The organism is Pseudomonas taiwanensis DSM 21245, assembly GCF_000425785.1.
GTDB lineage: Bacteria > Pseudomonadota > Gammaproteobacteria > Pseudomonadales > Pseudomonadaceae > Aquipseudomonas > Aquipseudomonas taiwanensis.
Map to the genome: position 1 here is coordinate 1 of NZ_AUEC01000033.1, position 15,360 is coordinate 15,360.

General features: G+C 61.8%; 13 protein-coding genes and 1 pseudogene. 5 read left to right on the top strand and 9 right to left on the bottom strand.

Features of this window, described 5'->3' with window-relative positions:
* Nucleotides 1-238 precede the first annotated feature (238 nt).
* The 3 genes from H620_RS0115240 (at nt 239) to H620_RS0115250 (ending at nt 2,063) form a co-directional block, all read left to right on the top strand.
* Complete coding sequence (locus H620_RS0115240; RefSeq protein ID WP_023382755.1) at nt 239-502, top strand: DUF3077 domain-containing protein; 264 nt, start codon at nt 239-241, stop codon at nt 500-502.
* 403 nt (nt 503-905) lie between these two features.
* Nucleotides 906-1,601, top strand: a complete 696-nt coding sequence (locus H620_RS26530) for an RHS repeat-associated core domain-containing protein (protein WP_244880962.1) — start codon at nt 906-908, stop codon at nt 1,599-1,601.
* Between the two features lie 225 nt (nt 1,602-1,826).
* Nucleotides 1,827-2,063: a hypothetical protein gene (locus tag H620_RS0115250; RefSeq protein WP_027907592.1), complete on the top strand. Its 237-nt coding sequence runs from the start codon at nt 1,827-1,829 to the stop codon at nt 2,061-2,063.
* Between the two features lie 74 nt (nt 2,064-2,137).
* Here H620_RS0115250 and fdhA read toward each other — a convergent pair whose 3' ends face one another.
* The 7 genes from fdhA to H620_RS0115285 all read right to left on the bottom strand — a co-directional run bounded on the left by fdhA (nt 2,138) and on the right by H620_RS0115285 (nt 11,131).
* Nucleotides 2,138-3,337 carry a formaldehyde dehydrogenase, glutathione-independent gene (fdhA, locus tag H620_RS0115255; protein ID WP_023382759.1) on the bottom strand — a complete coding sequence of 400 codons (1,200 nt, stop codon included), beginning with the start codon at nt 3,335-3,337 and terminating at the stop codon, nt 2,138-2,140.
* Between the two features lie 304 nt (nt 3,338-3,641).
* Nucleotides 3,642-4,499, bottom strand: a complete 858-nt coding sequence (gene purU, locus H620_RS0115260) for a formyltetrahydrofolate deformylase (RefSeq protein ID WP_023382760.1) — start codon at nt 4,497-4,499, stop codon at nt 3,642-3,644.
* Between the two features lie 12 nt (nt 4,500-4,511).
* Nucleotides 4,512-5,144, bottom strand: a complete 633-nt coding sequence (locus tag H620_RS0115265; RefSeq protein WP_023382761.1) for a sarcosine oxidase subunit gamma — start codon at nt 5,142-5,144, stop codon at nt 4,512-4,514.
* Between the two features lie 100 nt (nt 5,145-5,244).
* Nucleotides 5,245-8,265, bottom strand: coding sequence for a sarcosine oxidase subunit alpha (locus tag H620_RS0115270; protein WP_023382762.1), 3,021 nt, complete (start codon nt 8,263-8,265; stop codon nt 5,245-5,247).
* Entirely contained in the window at nt 8,262-8,597 is a 336-nt protein-coding gene (locus tag H620_RS0115275; protein WP_027907593.1) for a sarcosine oxidase subunit delta, read from the bottom strand. Before H620_RS0115275 ends, H620_RS0115270 begins: the two co-directional genes overlap by 4 nt.
* Before the next feature lie 15 nt (nt 8,598-8,612).
* Nucleotides 8,613-9,863 carry a sarcosine oxidase subunit beta family protein gene (locus H620_RS0115280; protein WP_023382764.1) on the bottom strand — a complete coding sequence of 417 codons (1,251 nt, stop codon included), beginning with the start codon at nt 9,861-9,863 and terminating at the stop codon, nt 8,613-8,615.
* A 14-nt stretch (nt 9,864-9,877) separates the two neighbouring features.
* Nucleotides 9,878-11,131, bottom strand: coding sequence for a serine hydroxymethyltransferase (locus H620_RS0115285; RefSeq protein ID WP_023382765.1), 1,254 nt, complete (start codon nt 11,129-11,131; stop codon nt 9,878-9,880).
* 340 nt (nt 11,132-11,471) lie between these two features.
* Between H620_RS0115285 and H620_RS0115290 the strand changes: the two genes are divergently transcribed.
* Both H620_RS0115290 and H620_RS0115295 read left to right on the top strand, forming a co-directional pair.
* A complete protein-coding gene (locus H620_RS0115290) occupies nt 11,472-12,512 on the top strand; it encodes a threonine aldolase family protein (protein ID WP_023382766.1) in 1,041 nt (346 codons plus the stop codon).
* Nucleotides 12,513-12,667: 155 nt separating this feature from the next.
* Nucleotides 12,668-13,159 (top strand): hypothetical protein, encoded by a 492-nt coding sequence (locus H620_RS0115295; RefSeq protein WP_027907594.1) that lies wholly within the window; start codon nt 12,668-12,670, stop codon nt 13,157-13,159.
* Nucleotides 13,160-13,297: 138 nt separating this feature from the next.
* Here H620_RS0115295 and H620_RS27840 read toward each other — a convergent pair whose 3' ends face one another.
* Both H620_RS27840 and H620_RS27845 read right to left on the bottom strand, forming a co-directional pair.
* Nucleotides 13,298-14,035 (bottom strand): methyl-accepting chemotaxis protein, encoded by a 738-nt coding sequence (locus H620_RS27840; protein ID WP_374373899.1) that lies wholly within the window; start codon nt 14,033-14,035, stop codon nt 13,298-13,300.
* A gap of 126 nt (nt 14,036-14,161) precedes the next feature.
* A pseudogene (locus H620_RS27845) lies at nt 14,162-15,235 on the bottom strand (HAMP domain-containing protein); the annotation flags it as partial.
* Between the last annotated feature and the right edge of the window lie 125 nt (nt 15,236-15,360).

Sequence of the window (15,360 nt, forward strand, 5' to 3'; positions counted from 1 at the left end):
ATCATGGCCACGATGCATGAGCTTGAAGCGCTGCGCGTACTGCTGGAGACGGCGTTGATCCAGGTGCAGATGCCAGCGGAACCGCGAACGCTGCATTAAGGCGTGAGACTTGTGTTGGCTGGGCTGGCCCTATCGCGGCTAAAGCCGCTCCTACAAGAATTGCGCTGGGCCTGTAGGAGCGGCTTTAGCCGCGATAGGGCCGGGCCTGGCAGTCGAGAAACTGCAGGGAGGTTGAATGATGACCAGCGACGACACCAAGACCACCGTCGGCAAGACCTTTTTCTACCAGGCCGAAGGCCACAACCACCCGTTGTTCTGCATTGCACCGGGCATTCCCTGCCAGAGTGCCCGCGAACAGGCTTCGGAGCTGATGGGCTATGTCCGGGATTTGACCATTGACGGGCTGATGGACAACAAGCCGCAGTTGCTCTGGGCTTCACATTATCTGAGCGCATTGGCCAAGGCGCTGCTGGATGATGCCGAACTGGGGATGATGCGCTGATCCATGGGTCGCCAGGGCTGGCCTCTTCGCGGGGCAAGCCACAGGTTCCGCGTGAGATGTTAAAACTGTTAATTCTGCCAGTATCAAAATTTCTGCGGCTGTTCAAAATGGCTCTTGATAGCCCCATTCATTCGGTGCAGCAGAGATTTGCGTCATGACTACAGAATCAACCTGTTCGCTTTACTTCTACCAAGCCACCAGGCTCATCGCGATAAAACAGGGCAACCAGCACCGCACAATCTTCCGCACCGTCGACATGCCATTAGCCCAACAGCAATCCGATAGCCATAAGCCTGGCCTGCTGGCGATAGATGGCAAGGGTACGGTATTGCAGGTCCAACAGAATGGCCAAGGCGAAACTCACAGGTACTCCGCCTACGGCCATGACCCAAGACTGCCATCATTGCTGACACTGCTTGGGTTCAATGGCGAAGCCTCCACCTCATTACAGTCCGACTACGCATTGGGCAATGGCCATCGATCGTTCAGCCCTGCGAGGATGCGCTTCAATTCACCGGACAGTTTGAGCCCATTCGGAAGAGGTGGGCTCAACGCGTATTGCTATTGCATGGGTGATCCTGTGAACAATATAGATCCTAGCGGGCGCTCCCTTGTTTTCCTGCCAAACGGCCAGATAATGCGGCGCAGTCGAAATATGGCAACCCCGGCAGGCCACTGGATGAGCCCTTCAACTCTCACGAGAACCGCTTCGCTCAAGACGTTGAACCTCTCCCCACCTTCAAACCAAACCAGGCGAGCGTCATTCTCAGGTGCCAGCCCTATGTCCGAGCAAGCCGCCACTCCTTCAACACCCACAAAAAAGATACCCCTCCAGCGTGTATCGCCATACCGTCCTGACACCCCCCAACACTTAGTCGAGTGGGTAATCCGGGATGCAAGGCACGAACCTCTTTTGCCTAGATCAACTGCTGGTGGTAAACCCACGGCCACCATCAAGGCTATGCCATCCACGCAAGAGTCGAGCTGGCAACTACGCTCGGATCCACCCGAGCCATCGTCATCTGATACGTCCAGGGACTCGACTCCGCGTAGCAGCCGATCAGCCAGCCCTACTCAGACTCCAAATCAGCCCTACTAGGTGCAGACCACCGCCGACTTTAGTAACAGTCAAAGCTACAGCCGCAGATATGATCCGCAAGGACATACCAGAGACCTCCATTGCAAAGCGCCCCGAGCGAGCAATTTCGTGCAGGCCCGCGAACGCATAAAAAACTGTTAATTCTGCCAGTATCAAAATTCCTGCGGCTGTTCAAAATGGGCTTCGAGCAGCCTCCATTCAACCGATACGGCAGGGACTTGAATCATGAGCACATCATCGAAACGCAAGCTTTTCTTCTACAACACCGACAAGCCAACTACCGTAAAAGAAGGCGACTGCTACCACATCATCATTCGACATGCCGATATGCCCTTGGCCGAGCAGCGAGTAGACGTGGTATCGAGCACAGGGTTGCTGGCAACCGATGACAAAGGCTCTGTATTCGTGGTGCAAGGCAAAGAAAGCGAAAGCTCCACCACCCGCAATGACCAGGCGAACTGACCCGCTCCACCGCCCTCGGACAACCCAGAAAAAACAAAGCCCCTCACGGGAGGGGCTTTGTCTTGTCAGTCACTTCACGCCGCGCCCCACATCTTGTGTGGGTCGATCACGAATTTCTTCGGCGCACCGGCATCGAACTCGCCGTAGCCTTCCGGCGCCTGATCCAGGTTGATCACCTGCACGCCCACCACTTCGGCAATATTGATGCGGTCCCACATGATCGCCTGCATCAGCTGGCGGTTGTACTTCATGGTCGGGGTCTGGCCGGTGTGGAAGCTGTGCGACTTGGCCCAGCCCAGGCCGAAGCGGATGCTCAGCGCACCGATCTTGGCAGCGGCATCTACCGCGCCCGGGTCTTCGGTCACGTACAGGCCCGGGATACCGATGTTGCCGGCGACGCGGGTAACCTGCATCAGCGAGTTCAGCACCGTGGCCGGGGCTTCGTGCTTGGCACCTTCGTGGCCATGGCCACGTGCCTCGAAGCCTACGGCGTCGACGGCGCAGTCCACTTCCGGCTCGCCGAGGATGTCGACGATCTGCTCGTGCAGCGGGGTGTCCTTGGACAGATCGACCACTTCAAAGCCCTGGGACTTGGCGTGGGCCAGGCGGGCTGGGTTGAGGTCGCCGACAATGACGCAAGCAGCGCCCAGCAGGCGTGCCGAGGCTGCAGCAGCCAGGCCGACCGGGCCGGCACCGGCAACGTAGACGGTACTGCCTGGGCCTACGCCGGCAGTCACGGCACCGTGGTAGCCGGTTGGCAGGATGTCGGACAGGCAGGTCAGGTCACGGATCTTCTCCATCGCCTTGTCGCGCTGTGGCAGTTTCAACAGGTTGAAGTCGGCGTAGGGCACCAGCACGTACTCAGCCTGGCCGCCGGTCCAGTCGCCCATGTCGACGTAGCCGTAGGCACCGCCGGCGCGGGCCGGGTTGACGGTAAGGCAGACACCGGTGTGCATCTCTTTGCAGGAGCGGCAGCGGCCGCAGGCAACGTTGAACGGTACCGAGACCAGGTCGCCGATCTGCATGCGCTCGACGTCGCGGCCCTTCTCGACGATTTCACCGGTGATTTCGTGGCCCAGAACCAGGCCGACCTGGGCAGTCGTGCGGCCACGGACCATGTGCTGGTCGGAGCCGCAGATGTTGGTGGAAACCACCTTGAGGATCACGCCGTGCTCGATCTTCTTGCCGCGTGGGTCTTGCATTTTCGGGTAGTCGATCTTCTGTACTTCGACCTTGCCAGCGCCGAGATACACCACTCCACGATTGCCAGACATGCTCTTACCTCGCTTGATTTGTATTTATGCAGCGTTGGTTGAAGCGCCACCATCCATGGGCGGCTTGTGTTACTGGAATGCAGAGAATTGTGGGCCTGATACCGCAGGGTGCACTGACTGGGAGCGACAAGCAGATGCCTTTTAGCGGCAGCAGTGTCGCGGGGAAACCGGCGGGATGAAACCGAGGGGGTGAACTGTTCGGGCCTCTTCGCGGCCAAGGCCGCTCCTACAGGTACCACGTTGCCCCTGAAGGCATGATATCCGTGCGGGAGCGGCGTCAGTCGGGAAGAAGCTGGAACAGCCGTTAGAGAACGACAGTCCGATTGGCGTTCAGGAACACCCGCCGCTCGATGTGATAGCCCACCGCTCGCGCCAGGGTCAGGCACTCGATATCACGCCCTTTGGCGATCAGGTCTTCCGGGTAATGGCTGTGGTCCACCACCTCGACGCCCTGGGCGATGATCGGCCCCTCGTCGAGGTCGTTGTTGATGTAGTGCGCGGTGGCACCCACCATCTTCACGCCCTTGTTGTAGGCCTGGTGGTACGGCTTTGCGCCTTTGAAACCAGGCAACAACGAGTGGTGGATATTGATCGCCCAGCCATCCAGGCGCCGGCACAGCTCAGGCGACAGTACCTGCATGTAACGCGCAAGAATGACCAGCTCGGCGCCAGTTTCCTCGATCACGTTCAACACCTTGCGCTCTTGCGCAGGCTTGTCCTTGGGGTCGAGGGCGAAATGGTAGTAGGGGATCTTGTGCCACTGCGCGAGCGGTTCGAGGTCGGGGTGGTTGGACACCACCGCGACCACGTCCATGCCCAACTGGCCGATGCGCTGGCGATACAGCAGGTCGTTCAGGCAGTGGTCGGCCTTGGACACCATGATCACCACCTTGGGGCGGTGATTCGGCGCGGTCAGCTCGAACGTCATGCCGAACGCATCGCTACGCTCGGCAAGGCCGGCACGGAAACCGGCTTCGTCGAAATCGTCCGGCTGGCGGAACTCGACGCGAATGAAAAAGCGCCCCGACAGCCGATCATCGAAGGAGTGGTGCTCCGTGACATAGCAACGCTGCTCGAAGAGGTAACGCGTCACCACATCGACGGTGCCGAGCATGCTCGGGCAGTCGGCGGTGAGAATCCAAGTATCCGGTGCCCGACTCATGTTCAGTTCTCCTTAGGCTTCGATGCTCAGGCCATACTCGGCCGAAGCGTCCTGCAGCCACAGCCACCAGTAGTCGGAGAAGCTGCGGCGAACCACCAGTTCCCAGGTGTCCTCGGCAGTACGGCGGATCACCAGTTGCGACTTGGCGAACACGGTACCGACCGCCTTGCCCACCGGGAAGTTGTTCGGGTGAACATCGTAGCTGGTTGACTTCATCAGCACGTCGCGCACGTTCGGGCCGCGTAGCTCCAGCACGCTCTGTCCGCCGCTGACGTTGACCACTTGAATGTGCTGGCCTTCGAGGGCCGCACGCAGTTTCTGCTCGGTTGCGAACTCCTGGCCGCCTGGGACGATCAGTAGCCACTCATCTGGGCCCATCCATTGCAGCGACATTTCGCCATTGGCGACCACGGTCAGCGCCACCGGCAGCTCCAGGCCCAGGGCCTTGTGCACGCCTGCGGCGAATTCTGGGTCATGGCCATCGCCACGGATGGTCAGGTGACCGAGGAATTTCTTCTCACGCAGGGTCACGCCTGCGTTCTTGCGGCCTTTGCCCACCAGGCTGGCCAGGTCGGCGTGGTGCAGTGGCGACTGGGCCTTGGCCTCGGCGCCGGGGTTTTGCTGGAAGACGTTGATAGCGCTCATTTCTTACCTGCCTTGAATTCTTGTTCGTCGATGCGAAGCAGCTTCTGTGGTGTGGCCACCGGCACTATCGCCGGCAAGCCACCCCCCACAGGGCCCAGAGTCAAACGTTCTGCCGCTCACCCTTCGGATCGAAGAACACCGAAGACACGATTTCCGCCTCGATCACGCTGCCGTCGGCCTGCGGCGAGTAGACACGCTCGCCCATGCGCTTGAGGCCGCCCTTGACCACACCCATGGCGAACGAGTAGCCCAGGGAGTTGGCCGCGTAGCTGGAAGTGACGTGCCCGACCATGTCCATCGGGATCGGCTGTTTCGGGTCGAACACCAACTGAGCACCTTCCGGCAGCCACTTGGTTGGGTCCACGGGCTTGAGGCCCACCAGCTGCTTGCGGTTTTCGCGCACGCAGTCTTCGCGGTTCATGCCACGCAGGCCGATCCACGAGAACGGCTTGTTGCGGCCCACGCACCAGCTCATGTTCAGGTCGTCCGGGGTCATCGAGCCGTCGGTATCCTGGCCAACGATGATGAAGCCCTTCTCGGCACGCAGCACGTGCATGGTCTCGGTGCCGTACGGGGTCAGGTTGTACTTCTTGCCTGCCTCGACGATCTTCTCCAGCACACCCATGGCGTAGTTGGCCTGGACGTTCACTTCGTACGAGAGCTCACCGGTGAACGAGATTCGGAACACACGGGCCGGCACGCCGCCGACGGTGCCTTCCTTCCAGGTCATGAACGGGAAGGCTTCCTTGTCCAGGTCGATGTCGTCGGTCAGCTCGCTCAGCAGCTTGCGGCTGTTGGGGCCGGACAGGGTCAGTGTGGCCCAGTGGTCGGTGACCGAGGTGAAGTACACCTTCATCTCTGGCCATTCGGTCTGGTGGTACAGCTCCAACCACTGCAGCACACGGGCGGCGCCGCCGGTGGTGGTGGTCATGTAGAAGTGGTTGTCGCCAACGCAGGCGGTCACGCCGTCGTCGAAGACCATGCCGTCTTCCTTGCACATCAGGCCGTAGCGAGCCTTGCCCACGTCGAGCTTGGTCCAGGCGTTGGTGTACACGCGGTTGAGGAACTCGCGGGCATCCGGGCCCTGGATGTCGATCTTGCCCAGGGTCGAGGCGTCCAGCAGGCCCACGCTGTCGCGCACGGCCTTGCATTCACGGGCCACGGCGGTGTGAATGTCTTCACCCGCCTTGGGGAAGTACCACGGACGTTTCCACTGGCCGACGTCTTCGAATTCGGCGCCGTTCTTCACGTGCCAGGCATGCAGGGCGGTGAAACGCACAGGCTCGAACAGGTGGCCGCAGTGGCGACCGGCTACCGCACCGAAGGTCACCGGGGTGTAGTTCGGGCGGAACATGGTGGTGCCCATTTCCGGAATGCCGATACCCAGCGAACGGGCAGCAATGGCCAGGCCGTTGATGTTGCCCAGCTTGCCCTGGTCGGTACCGAAGCCCAGCGCGGTGTAGCGCTTGACGTGCTCGACCGACTCGAAGCCTTCGCGAGTGGCCAGTTCGATGGCCGCGGCAGTGACGTCGTTCTGCTGATCGACGAACTGCTTCGGCGCACGGGCAGTGCCCTTGTCGTGCGGAACCTGGAACAGCGCGACGGTCGCTTCTTCCTTGCGCTGCACGGCTTTTGGCAGGGTGCCGACGGTAGCCTTGAAGCCGGCTTCGGTGGCGGCTTGCACACCACCTTCGAAACCATTGGCAATCACGTCACCGAGTGGGTACACGCCGTTCACGCCGCCTACGCACACGCGCTTCTGCGGTGCGTCGCCCGGCACGAAGCCGAGGATATCTTCACGCCATACCGGACGGCCGCCCAGGTGCGAGGCCAGGTGAACGACCGGGCTGTAGCCGCCGGAGGTAGCGATCAGGTCGCATTCGAGCACTTCGCCAGGGCTGGTGACCTTGTGCGCTTGGACGTCGATGGCGGCGACACGGGCGCCGGTGACGTGCTTGCTGCCCTTGGCCTCGATCACAGCGCTGGAGGTGAGGATGCGAATGCCCTTGGCGCGCGCTTCCTCGACCAGCGAACCGCGTGGATTGTGGCGCGCGTCGGCGATCGCCACCACTTGCAGGCCGGCGTCGTGCCAGTCCAGCGCGGCGCGGTAGGCGTGGTCGTTGTTGGTCGACAGCACCAGTTTGCGGCCTGGGGCCACGCCGTAGCGGCGTACGTAGGTGGAAACGGCACCGGCCAGCATATTGCCCGGCACGTCGTTATTGCCGTACACCAGTGGGCGCTCGTGGGCACCGGCCGCCAGCACCACGCGCTTGGCGCGGACACGGTGGACGCGGTGACGCACCTGACCGATCGGGGCACGGTCACCGAGGTGGTCGGTGAGGCGCTCGTGGATGGTCAGGAAGTTGTGGTCGTGGTAGCCGTTGACCGTGGCACGCGGCAGCAGGGTCACTTCCGGCAGGCTTTCCAGCTCTTTGACGACGCTGTTGACCCAGTCCGCGGCAGGCTTGCCGTCGAGGGTTTCGCGGCTGTCGAGCAGGCTGCCACCGAACTCTTCCTGTTCGTCGGCCAGGATCACACGGGCACCGCTACGGGCGGCGGCCAGTGCGGCGGCCAGGCCAGCAGGGCCGGCACCGACGATCAGCACGTCGCAGTGCTGGTTCATGTAGTCGTAGCTGTCCGGGTCGTTCTGCAGCGGCGCGCGGCCCAGGCCGGCTGCCTTGCGGATGTACTTCTCGTAAGTCATCCAGAACGATTTCGGGTACATGAAGGTTTTGTAGTAGAAGCCCGGCGGCATCATGCTGCCGCCAACCTTGCCGAGAATGCCCATGACGTCGTTGTTGACGTTCGGCCAGCCGTTGGTGCTGGTCGCGACGAGGCCTGCGTACAGCGCCTGCTGGGTGGCACGCACGTTAGGGATCTGGGTGGCTTCGCTGGAGCCGATCTGCAGGATGGCGTTCGGCTCTTCGGTCCCGGCGGCGATGATCCCGCGAGGGCGCGAATACTTGAAGCTACGACCGACGATGTCGACGCCGTTGGCCAGCAGCGCGGCGGCCAGGGTGTCACCGGCATAGCCCTGGTAGGTCTTGCCGTTGAAGGTGAAGTTCAGGACCTTGCTGCGGTCGATACGGCCGCCGCTGGCGAGGCGATAGGTCTGGCTCATACTTTTTCCCCTTGGCCTTTGACGGTCGACGGTGCGCTGTTGGCCTTGCCGTTGGCGGTCACCTGTGGCTTCTCGCCAATCTTGTAGGTTTCCAGAATTTCGTAAGTCACGGTGTCACGGGTGACGTTGAAGTACTGACGGCAGCCGGCAACGTGGTCCCACAGTTCGTGGTGAATACCGCGAGGGTTATCGCGGAAGAACATGTAGGTGCCCCACTCCTCGTCGGAGCAGGCGTTGGGGTCCAGCGGGCGGGCGATGTGCGCCTGGCCAGAGGCGTGGAACTCTTCTTCGGAGCGCAGCTCGCCGCAGTGGGGACAGAAAATTTGCAACATGACGGTTGTCTCCGGTTAGTGGGCGACGGCAGCAGCGCCGTGTTCGTCGATCAGTGCGCCGTTGTAGAAACGGTCGATGGAGAAAGGCGCAGCCAGCGGGTGCATCTCGCCCTTGGCCAGGCTCGCCGCGAAGACGTTGCCCGAACCCGGGGTGGCCTTGAAGCCGCCGGTACCCCAACCGCAGTTGAAGAACATGTTCTTGACCGGGGTCTTGGAGATGATCGGGCACGCATCCGGGGTGGTGTCGACGATGCCGCCCCACTGACGGTTCATGCGCACGCGGGACAGGTTCGGGAACATTTCGACGATCGCTTGCAGGGTGTGCTCGATGATCGGGTAAGAACCACGCTGGCCGTAGCCGACCCAGCCGTCGATACCCGCACCGATCACCAGGTCGCCCTTGTCGGACTGGCTGATGTAGCCGTGCACGGCGTTGGACATGATCACGCTGTCGATGATCGGTTTGATCGGCTCGGACACCAGTGCTTGCAGCGGGTGCGATTCCAGCGGCAGGCGGAAGCCGGCCAGTTTGGCCATGTGCCCGGAGTTACCGGCGGTGACCACGCCGACGCGCTTGGCGCCGATGAAGCCCTTGTTGGTTTCCACGCCGATGACCGCGCCGTTTTCCTTGCGGAAACCGATCACTTCGGTCTGCTGGATCAGGTCCACGCCCAGGGCATCGGCGGCACGGGCGAAGCCCCAGGCCACGGCGTCGTGACGGGCCACGCCGCCACGGCGCTGAACGGTCGCGCCGAGGATCGGGTAACGGGTGTTCTTCGAGCAGTCCAGGTACGGGATCTCGGCCGCGACCTGGGCGGTGTTGAGCAGCTCGCCATCCACGCCGTTGAGGCGGTTGGCGCTGACACGACGCTCGGAGTCACGCATGTCCTGCAGGGTGTGGCACAGGTTGTAGACGCCGCGCTGGGAGAACATCACGTTGTAGTTGAGGTCCTGGGACAGGCCCTCCCACAGCTTCATGGCGTGCTCGTACAGGTGCGCCGACTCGTCCCACAGGTAGTTGGAACGCACGATGGTGGTGTTACGGGCAGTGTTGCCGCCGCCCAGGTAGCCCTTCTCGACTACCGCCACGTTGGTGATGCCGTGCTCCTTGGCCAGGTAGTAGGCCGTGGCCAGGCCGTGGCCGCCACCGCCGACGATGACCACGTCGTAGACCTTCTTAGGGGTCGGCGTGCGCCACATGCGCTGCCAGTTCTCGTGGTGGCTGAGAGAGTGTTTGAAGAGGCCGAAGCCCGAATAACGTTGCATGGTGGGTTACTCCCTCAGCGGTAAACCGGGAAATCGGCGCACAGGGCGGCGACGTTCTTGGCCACATCGGCTTCGACGTCGGCATCGCCGAGGTTGTCGAGGATGTCGCAGATCCAGCCGGCCAGGGCCACGCACTGGGCAACCTTGAAGCCGCGGGTGGTGACGGCCGGGGTACCGATGCGCAGGCCAGAGGTGACGAACGGCGACTGCGGGTCGTTCGGTACGGCGTTCTTGTTGACGGTGATGTGGGCGCGACCCAGGGCGGCGTCGGCGTCTTTGCCGGTCAGGCCCTGACGAATCAGGCTGACCAGGAACAGGTGGTTGTCAGTGCCGCCGGAGACCACGTCGTAGCCGCGATCGACGAACACCTGGGCCATGGCCTGGGCGTTCTCGATGACTTGTTTCTGGTAGGCCTTGAATTCAGGTTCCAGCGCTTCCTTGAAGCACACGGCCTTGGCAGCGATGACGTGCATCAGCGGACCGCCCTGGGCGCCTGGGAAGACGGCCGCGTTGAGTTTCTTCTCGATCTCTTCGTTCGACTTGGCCAGGATCAGGCCGCCACGAGGGCCGCGCAGGGTCTTGTGGGTGGTGGTGGTGACCACATCGGCGAACGGAATCGGGTTCGGGTACAGGCCAGCGGCGACCAGGCCGGCCACATGGGCCATGTCGACGAACAGCAGCGCGCCCACTTTGTCGGCGATGGCGCGGAAGCGTGGGAAGTCGAGGGTCTTGGAGTAGGCCGAGAAGCCAGCAACGATCATCTTCGGCTTGTGCTCGACAGCCAGGCGCTCGACTTCGTCGTAGTCGATCAGGCCGGTGTTGGTGTCGATGCCGTATTGGACGGCGTTGTACAGCTTGCCCGAGGACGACACCTTGGCGCCGTGGGTCAGGTGGCCGCCATGGGCCAGGCTCATGCCCAGGATGGTGTCGCCGGCCTGCAGCAGGGCCAGGTAGACAGCGCCGTTGGCCGAGGAGCCAGAGTGTGGCTGGACGTTGGCGTAGTCGGCGCCGAACAGCTGCTTGGCGCGCTCGATGGCCAGCGCTTCGACTTTGTCGACATGCTCGCAGCCGCCGTAGTAACGCTTGCCTGGGTAGCCCTCGGCGTACTTGTTGGTCAGGCCGCTGCCCTGGGCCTGCATCACGCGCTTGCTGGTGTAGTTCTCCGAGGCGATCAGCTCGATGTGATCTTCCTGACGCTGTTCTTCGGCATTCATCGCCGCCAGCAGTGCATCGTCATAACCTTGGATCTGGTCTTGCTTGCTGAACATCTTGTTTCTCCCGGCAGCGATCGTTTCTTGTCTGTAAGGCACTGTGGCCCTTTATGGCGATGGTATGACTGGCCGGGGTGACTCAGATGCCTGCGCACGCCTTGCAATGGCGCGTTTACGACATTCGTCGTTGTGCTGTTTATGCCGGCCCTGTCACGGGCGAATCCGCGTCCACAGCCAGTGCGGTGTGCTGAAGGCCTGTGGTATCGCTGTGGGAGCGGGTTTACCCGCGAGAAGGCCAGCCCGGCCACCACACATATCAACCGATGCGCAGCTTGTATAGGCAACCGCCGAAGCGATGGTTTAGAGTGCTGTTCTGCGTCGTTCACAGGACCGTGTCATGCCAGATAACAGCCAACAATTCGCCAGCGACAACTACTCCGGAATCTGCCCCGAAGCCTGGGCGGCGATGGAAAAGGCCAACCATGGCCACGAACGCGCCTACGGCGACGACCAGTGGACCGAGCGTGCCTCGGAGTACTTCCGCAAACTGTTCGAAACCGACTGCGAAGTGTTTTTCGCCTTCAACGGCACTGCCGCCAACTCCCTGGCCCTGGCCTCGTTGTGCCAGAGCTACCACAGTGTGATCTGCTCTGAGACCGCCCACGTCGAAACCGACGAATGCGGCGCGCCGGAGTTCTTCTCCAACGGCTCCAAGCTGCTCACCGCGCCTAGCATCGAAGGCAAGCTGACCCCGGCGTCGATCCGCGAAGTGGCCCTCAAGCGCCAGGACATCCACTACCCCAAGCCACGTGTGGTCACCATTACCCAGGCCACCGAAGTGGGCACCGTGTACCGCCCCGACGAGCTCAAGGCGATCAGCGCCACCTGCAAGGAGCTGGGCCTTAACCTACACATGGACGGGGCGCGCTTCACCAATGCCTGTTCGTTCCTCGGCTGCTCGCCGGCCGAGCTGACCTGGAAGGCCGGCGTCGACGTGTTGTGCTTTGGCGGCACCAAGAACGGCATGGCCGTCGGTGAGGCGATCCTGTTCTTCAATCGCGCCCTGGCCGAAGACTTCGACTACCGCTGCAAGCAAGCCGGGCAACTGGCTTCGAAGATGCGTTTCCTGTCGGCGCCATGGGTCGGGCTGCTGGAGGATGGCGCCTGGCTGCGCCACGGCGCCCACGCCAACCGCTGCGCACAGTTGCTGGCGTCGCTGGTCAGTGATTTGCCTGGGGTGGAGCTGATGTTCCCGGTGGAGGCCAACGGGGTCTTCCTGCAGATGCCGGAACCCGCCATCGAAGCGCTGCGTCAAAAGGGCTGGCGGTTCTACACCTTCATTGGTAACGGTGGGGCGCGCTTCATGTGCTCGTGGGATACCGAAGAGGCCAGAGTTCGCGCGTTGGCGGCGGATATCAGAGCCATCATGGGCCATTGATCGAGCCCACTATTGAGGCTCGGCACATCGGGCCTCAATACCGGTTAATTAGTTGCAAGCTGCAACTGGCAGTTCTGACAGTTGTGCACTTTCCGACGGGCGCCCTATTTTGATATGCCTCGTGACGTGACCGAATACCCACAGGAAGGTGCCAGATGCCAAGTGCGAATAAAAAAATCGATAAAAATTTAGTCATCATCGACCATACCCCCTATACATTAGATGAGTTTGCCGGGTTACCCTTGTTCTGCCTGACCGCCAATGACTGGTTCACTTATGTGACGGGCGGAGACTTTCAGACTTTCATTCTCAAGGAAGTACAAAAAAAGCAGGAGGCAGACTGGAGTACAAGGCTCAACCTAACTTCTACAAATGGCGGAGTAACCACCGAGGCACCCGCGCCTCTACTTGAACTTGCACAACGCAGTCCAACCCCAAACGGAAATAGCCTCACACTCACGGTCGATAATGAAGGCATCATAATCCAAGATAAAATAACTGTTTATGACGTGCTCACCACATTGGCCCAGTCAGCGGATCGAAGAATCGCCTTCAGCAGCAAAAAGTATCGAGTGAAACTCTATCAATATGCTTACTTTAGCGAGCAGGGTTTCGCCTTTGTAAACCTTAACCTCGAATCGCTCTGACACAACTGAATTACGCTTTCGCCCGAACAGCAGGCCTGTTCGTTGCGTCGTCGAGGCAGCATCGCTGGCAAGCAGGCTCCTACAGAGAGCGGACAGCACCTGTAGGAACCGCTTGCCGGCGATGAACGCAGCACCAATCTAAAGCTTGAACCCGCCCATTTGCCGCGCCAGGTCATCGGTCAACCCGCGCAAGGCCTGACACTCTTGCCTACAGCCCTGCACCTCGGCCGCCGTCTCCCTGGCCAAGTCGGAAATCCCCTGCACTGTCCGATTGATTTCCTCGGTCACCGCCGACTGTTCTTCGGTCGCCGTGGCCACTTGGCTGTTCATGTCGCTGATGTGCTCGACCTGATCGGTAATCGCGCCCAGCGATGTCCCGGTGCGCTGGCTGGACTCGACACCGCTACCGGTCGCCTGCTGCCCGGCCTGCATCGAACTCACGGCCATGCCGGCGCCATGCTTGAGGCGCTGGATCATGTGCTGGACTTCGTCGGTGGACACCTGCGTACGCCGCGCCAACGTGCGTACCTCGTCGGCGACCACCGCGAAACCACGGCCCATTTCCCCCGCCCGCGCCGCTTCGATGGCAGCGTTCAGCGCCAGCAGGTTGGTCTGCTCGGAAATGCTGCGGATAACGGCAAGAACTTCGTCGATAGAGGAGACTTCATCCGCCAACTGCGCAACTGCATCCGCCGCTTTGCCGATATCGCCGGACATGCCCTCGATGCCCTGTATCGACCGGCGCACCACCTCGCGCGCCTGCAAGGCTTCGTCACGAGCCGACTGCGATGCCTGGGCTGCATCACCGGCGTTGCGGGCGATGTCCTGCACGGTCAGGCCCATCTCGTGCACAGCCGTGGCGACCATCTCGGTCATTTCCTGCTGCCGCCCCGAGCGCTCGGCGGTGTTGTCCACTACCCGTGTCACTTGCCCGACCGCCAGGTGCAGGCGCTCGGTGGTGCGCAGCACCTCGCCGATCAGTGCGCGCTGGCTGTCGACGAACTGGTTGAAGCCGCGCGCCAGGTCGCCAAGCTCATCTTCACGCGAGTCATCCAGGCGCTGGCTGAGGTCTCCCCCGCCACTGCCGATCTGCACCAATGCCGCAGTGACCTGGCGGATTGGCCGCACCAGCCCGCGCGCCATCAGTACCACCAACAGCAATGAAACCAGCGCCACGGCACCACCGATCAGGCTGGTGAGCCACACGGCCTGGCGCGCCTGGGCGTAGATCTCGGCTTCCGGCACTTCGGCCACCAGCGTCCAGTTCAAGTCGCGCAGGGGCAGGCCCAGGGCCAGGTAGTCTTCACCGTCACGGCTGAAGCGGGTGCTGTGCAGGTTGTCACCTGCAGCCATGACCGCCTTGGCGGCCTCGGCGCCGATCTGCTCCGTAAGCTGGCGTTTGCCGCTGAACGTGTTCTCTGGATGCACCTGGATCAGGCCATCGTTGCGCACCAGCATGACCCGTCCGTGCTCGCCGAAGCTGAAGTCATGGATCAGCTTCGACAATTCGGTCATGCGCAGGCCCATGCCCGCCACACCCACCAGTTGGCCGTTCTTTTCCACGCGATAGTCGATGAACAGCGCCAGCTCCCCGGTGGAGCCGTCGATGTCGATATTGATCAGGCGCTCGGCGCCGCTGTCGATGTAGCCATAGAACCACGTGTCCTTGGGGTTGTCGCGGCTCAGGGTTCGGTCCAGGCCCTTCTCGTTGTAGTAGTGGCCAGTTTCGGTCGAGGCGAACAGGGTGGTGAAGGCTCGGTTGCGCTGCTTGGCAGCCTCCAAGTACTCGATGAAACGGGGCGCTTCGGCGGGGTTCTCACCGGCTGCGAGCCAGTCGCGCAGCAGGGTGTTGCCCGCGATGTCGGCCGCTGCGGTCAGCGGCTGCCCGAGCATACGCTCGATGTCGTTGCGGATGGCTTCGATGCTGGCCGGCAATGCCGTGTCGACCAAATACCGGTCGGTCAGGCGGTTGACCGCCACCGTATAGATCGCCACCACCACCAGGATGCTCGCCAGCAGGGCCGCGCCCATGCTCGCGATCAACTGCAACTGGATACTGCGCCGCCAGATACGCATGCCACCACTCTCCCACCAATTATTGTTTTGGGGGAAGTGTATACACTTACGTATCCAGTTAATCCAGCGATCTGACGCAAGCTGCTACGCCTTGTGGGAGCGGGTTCGCCGGCGAATGCGATGTT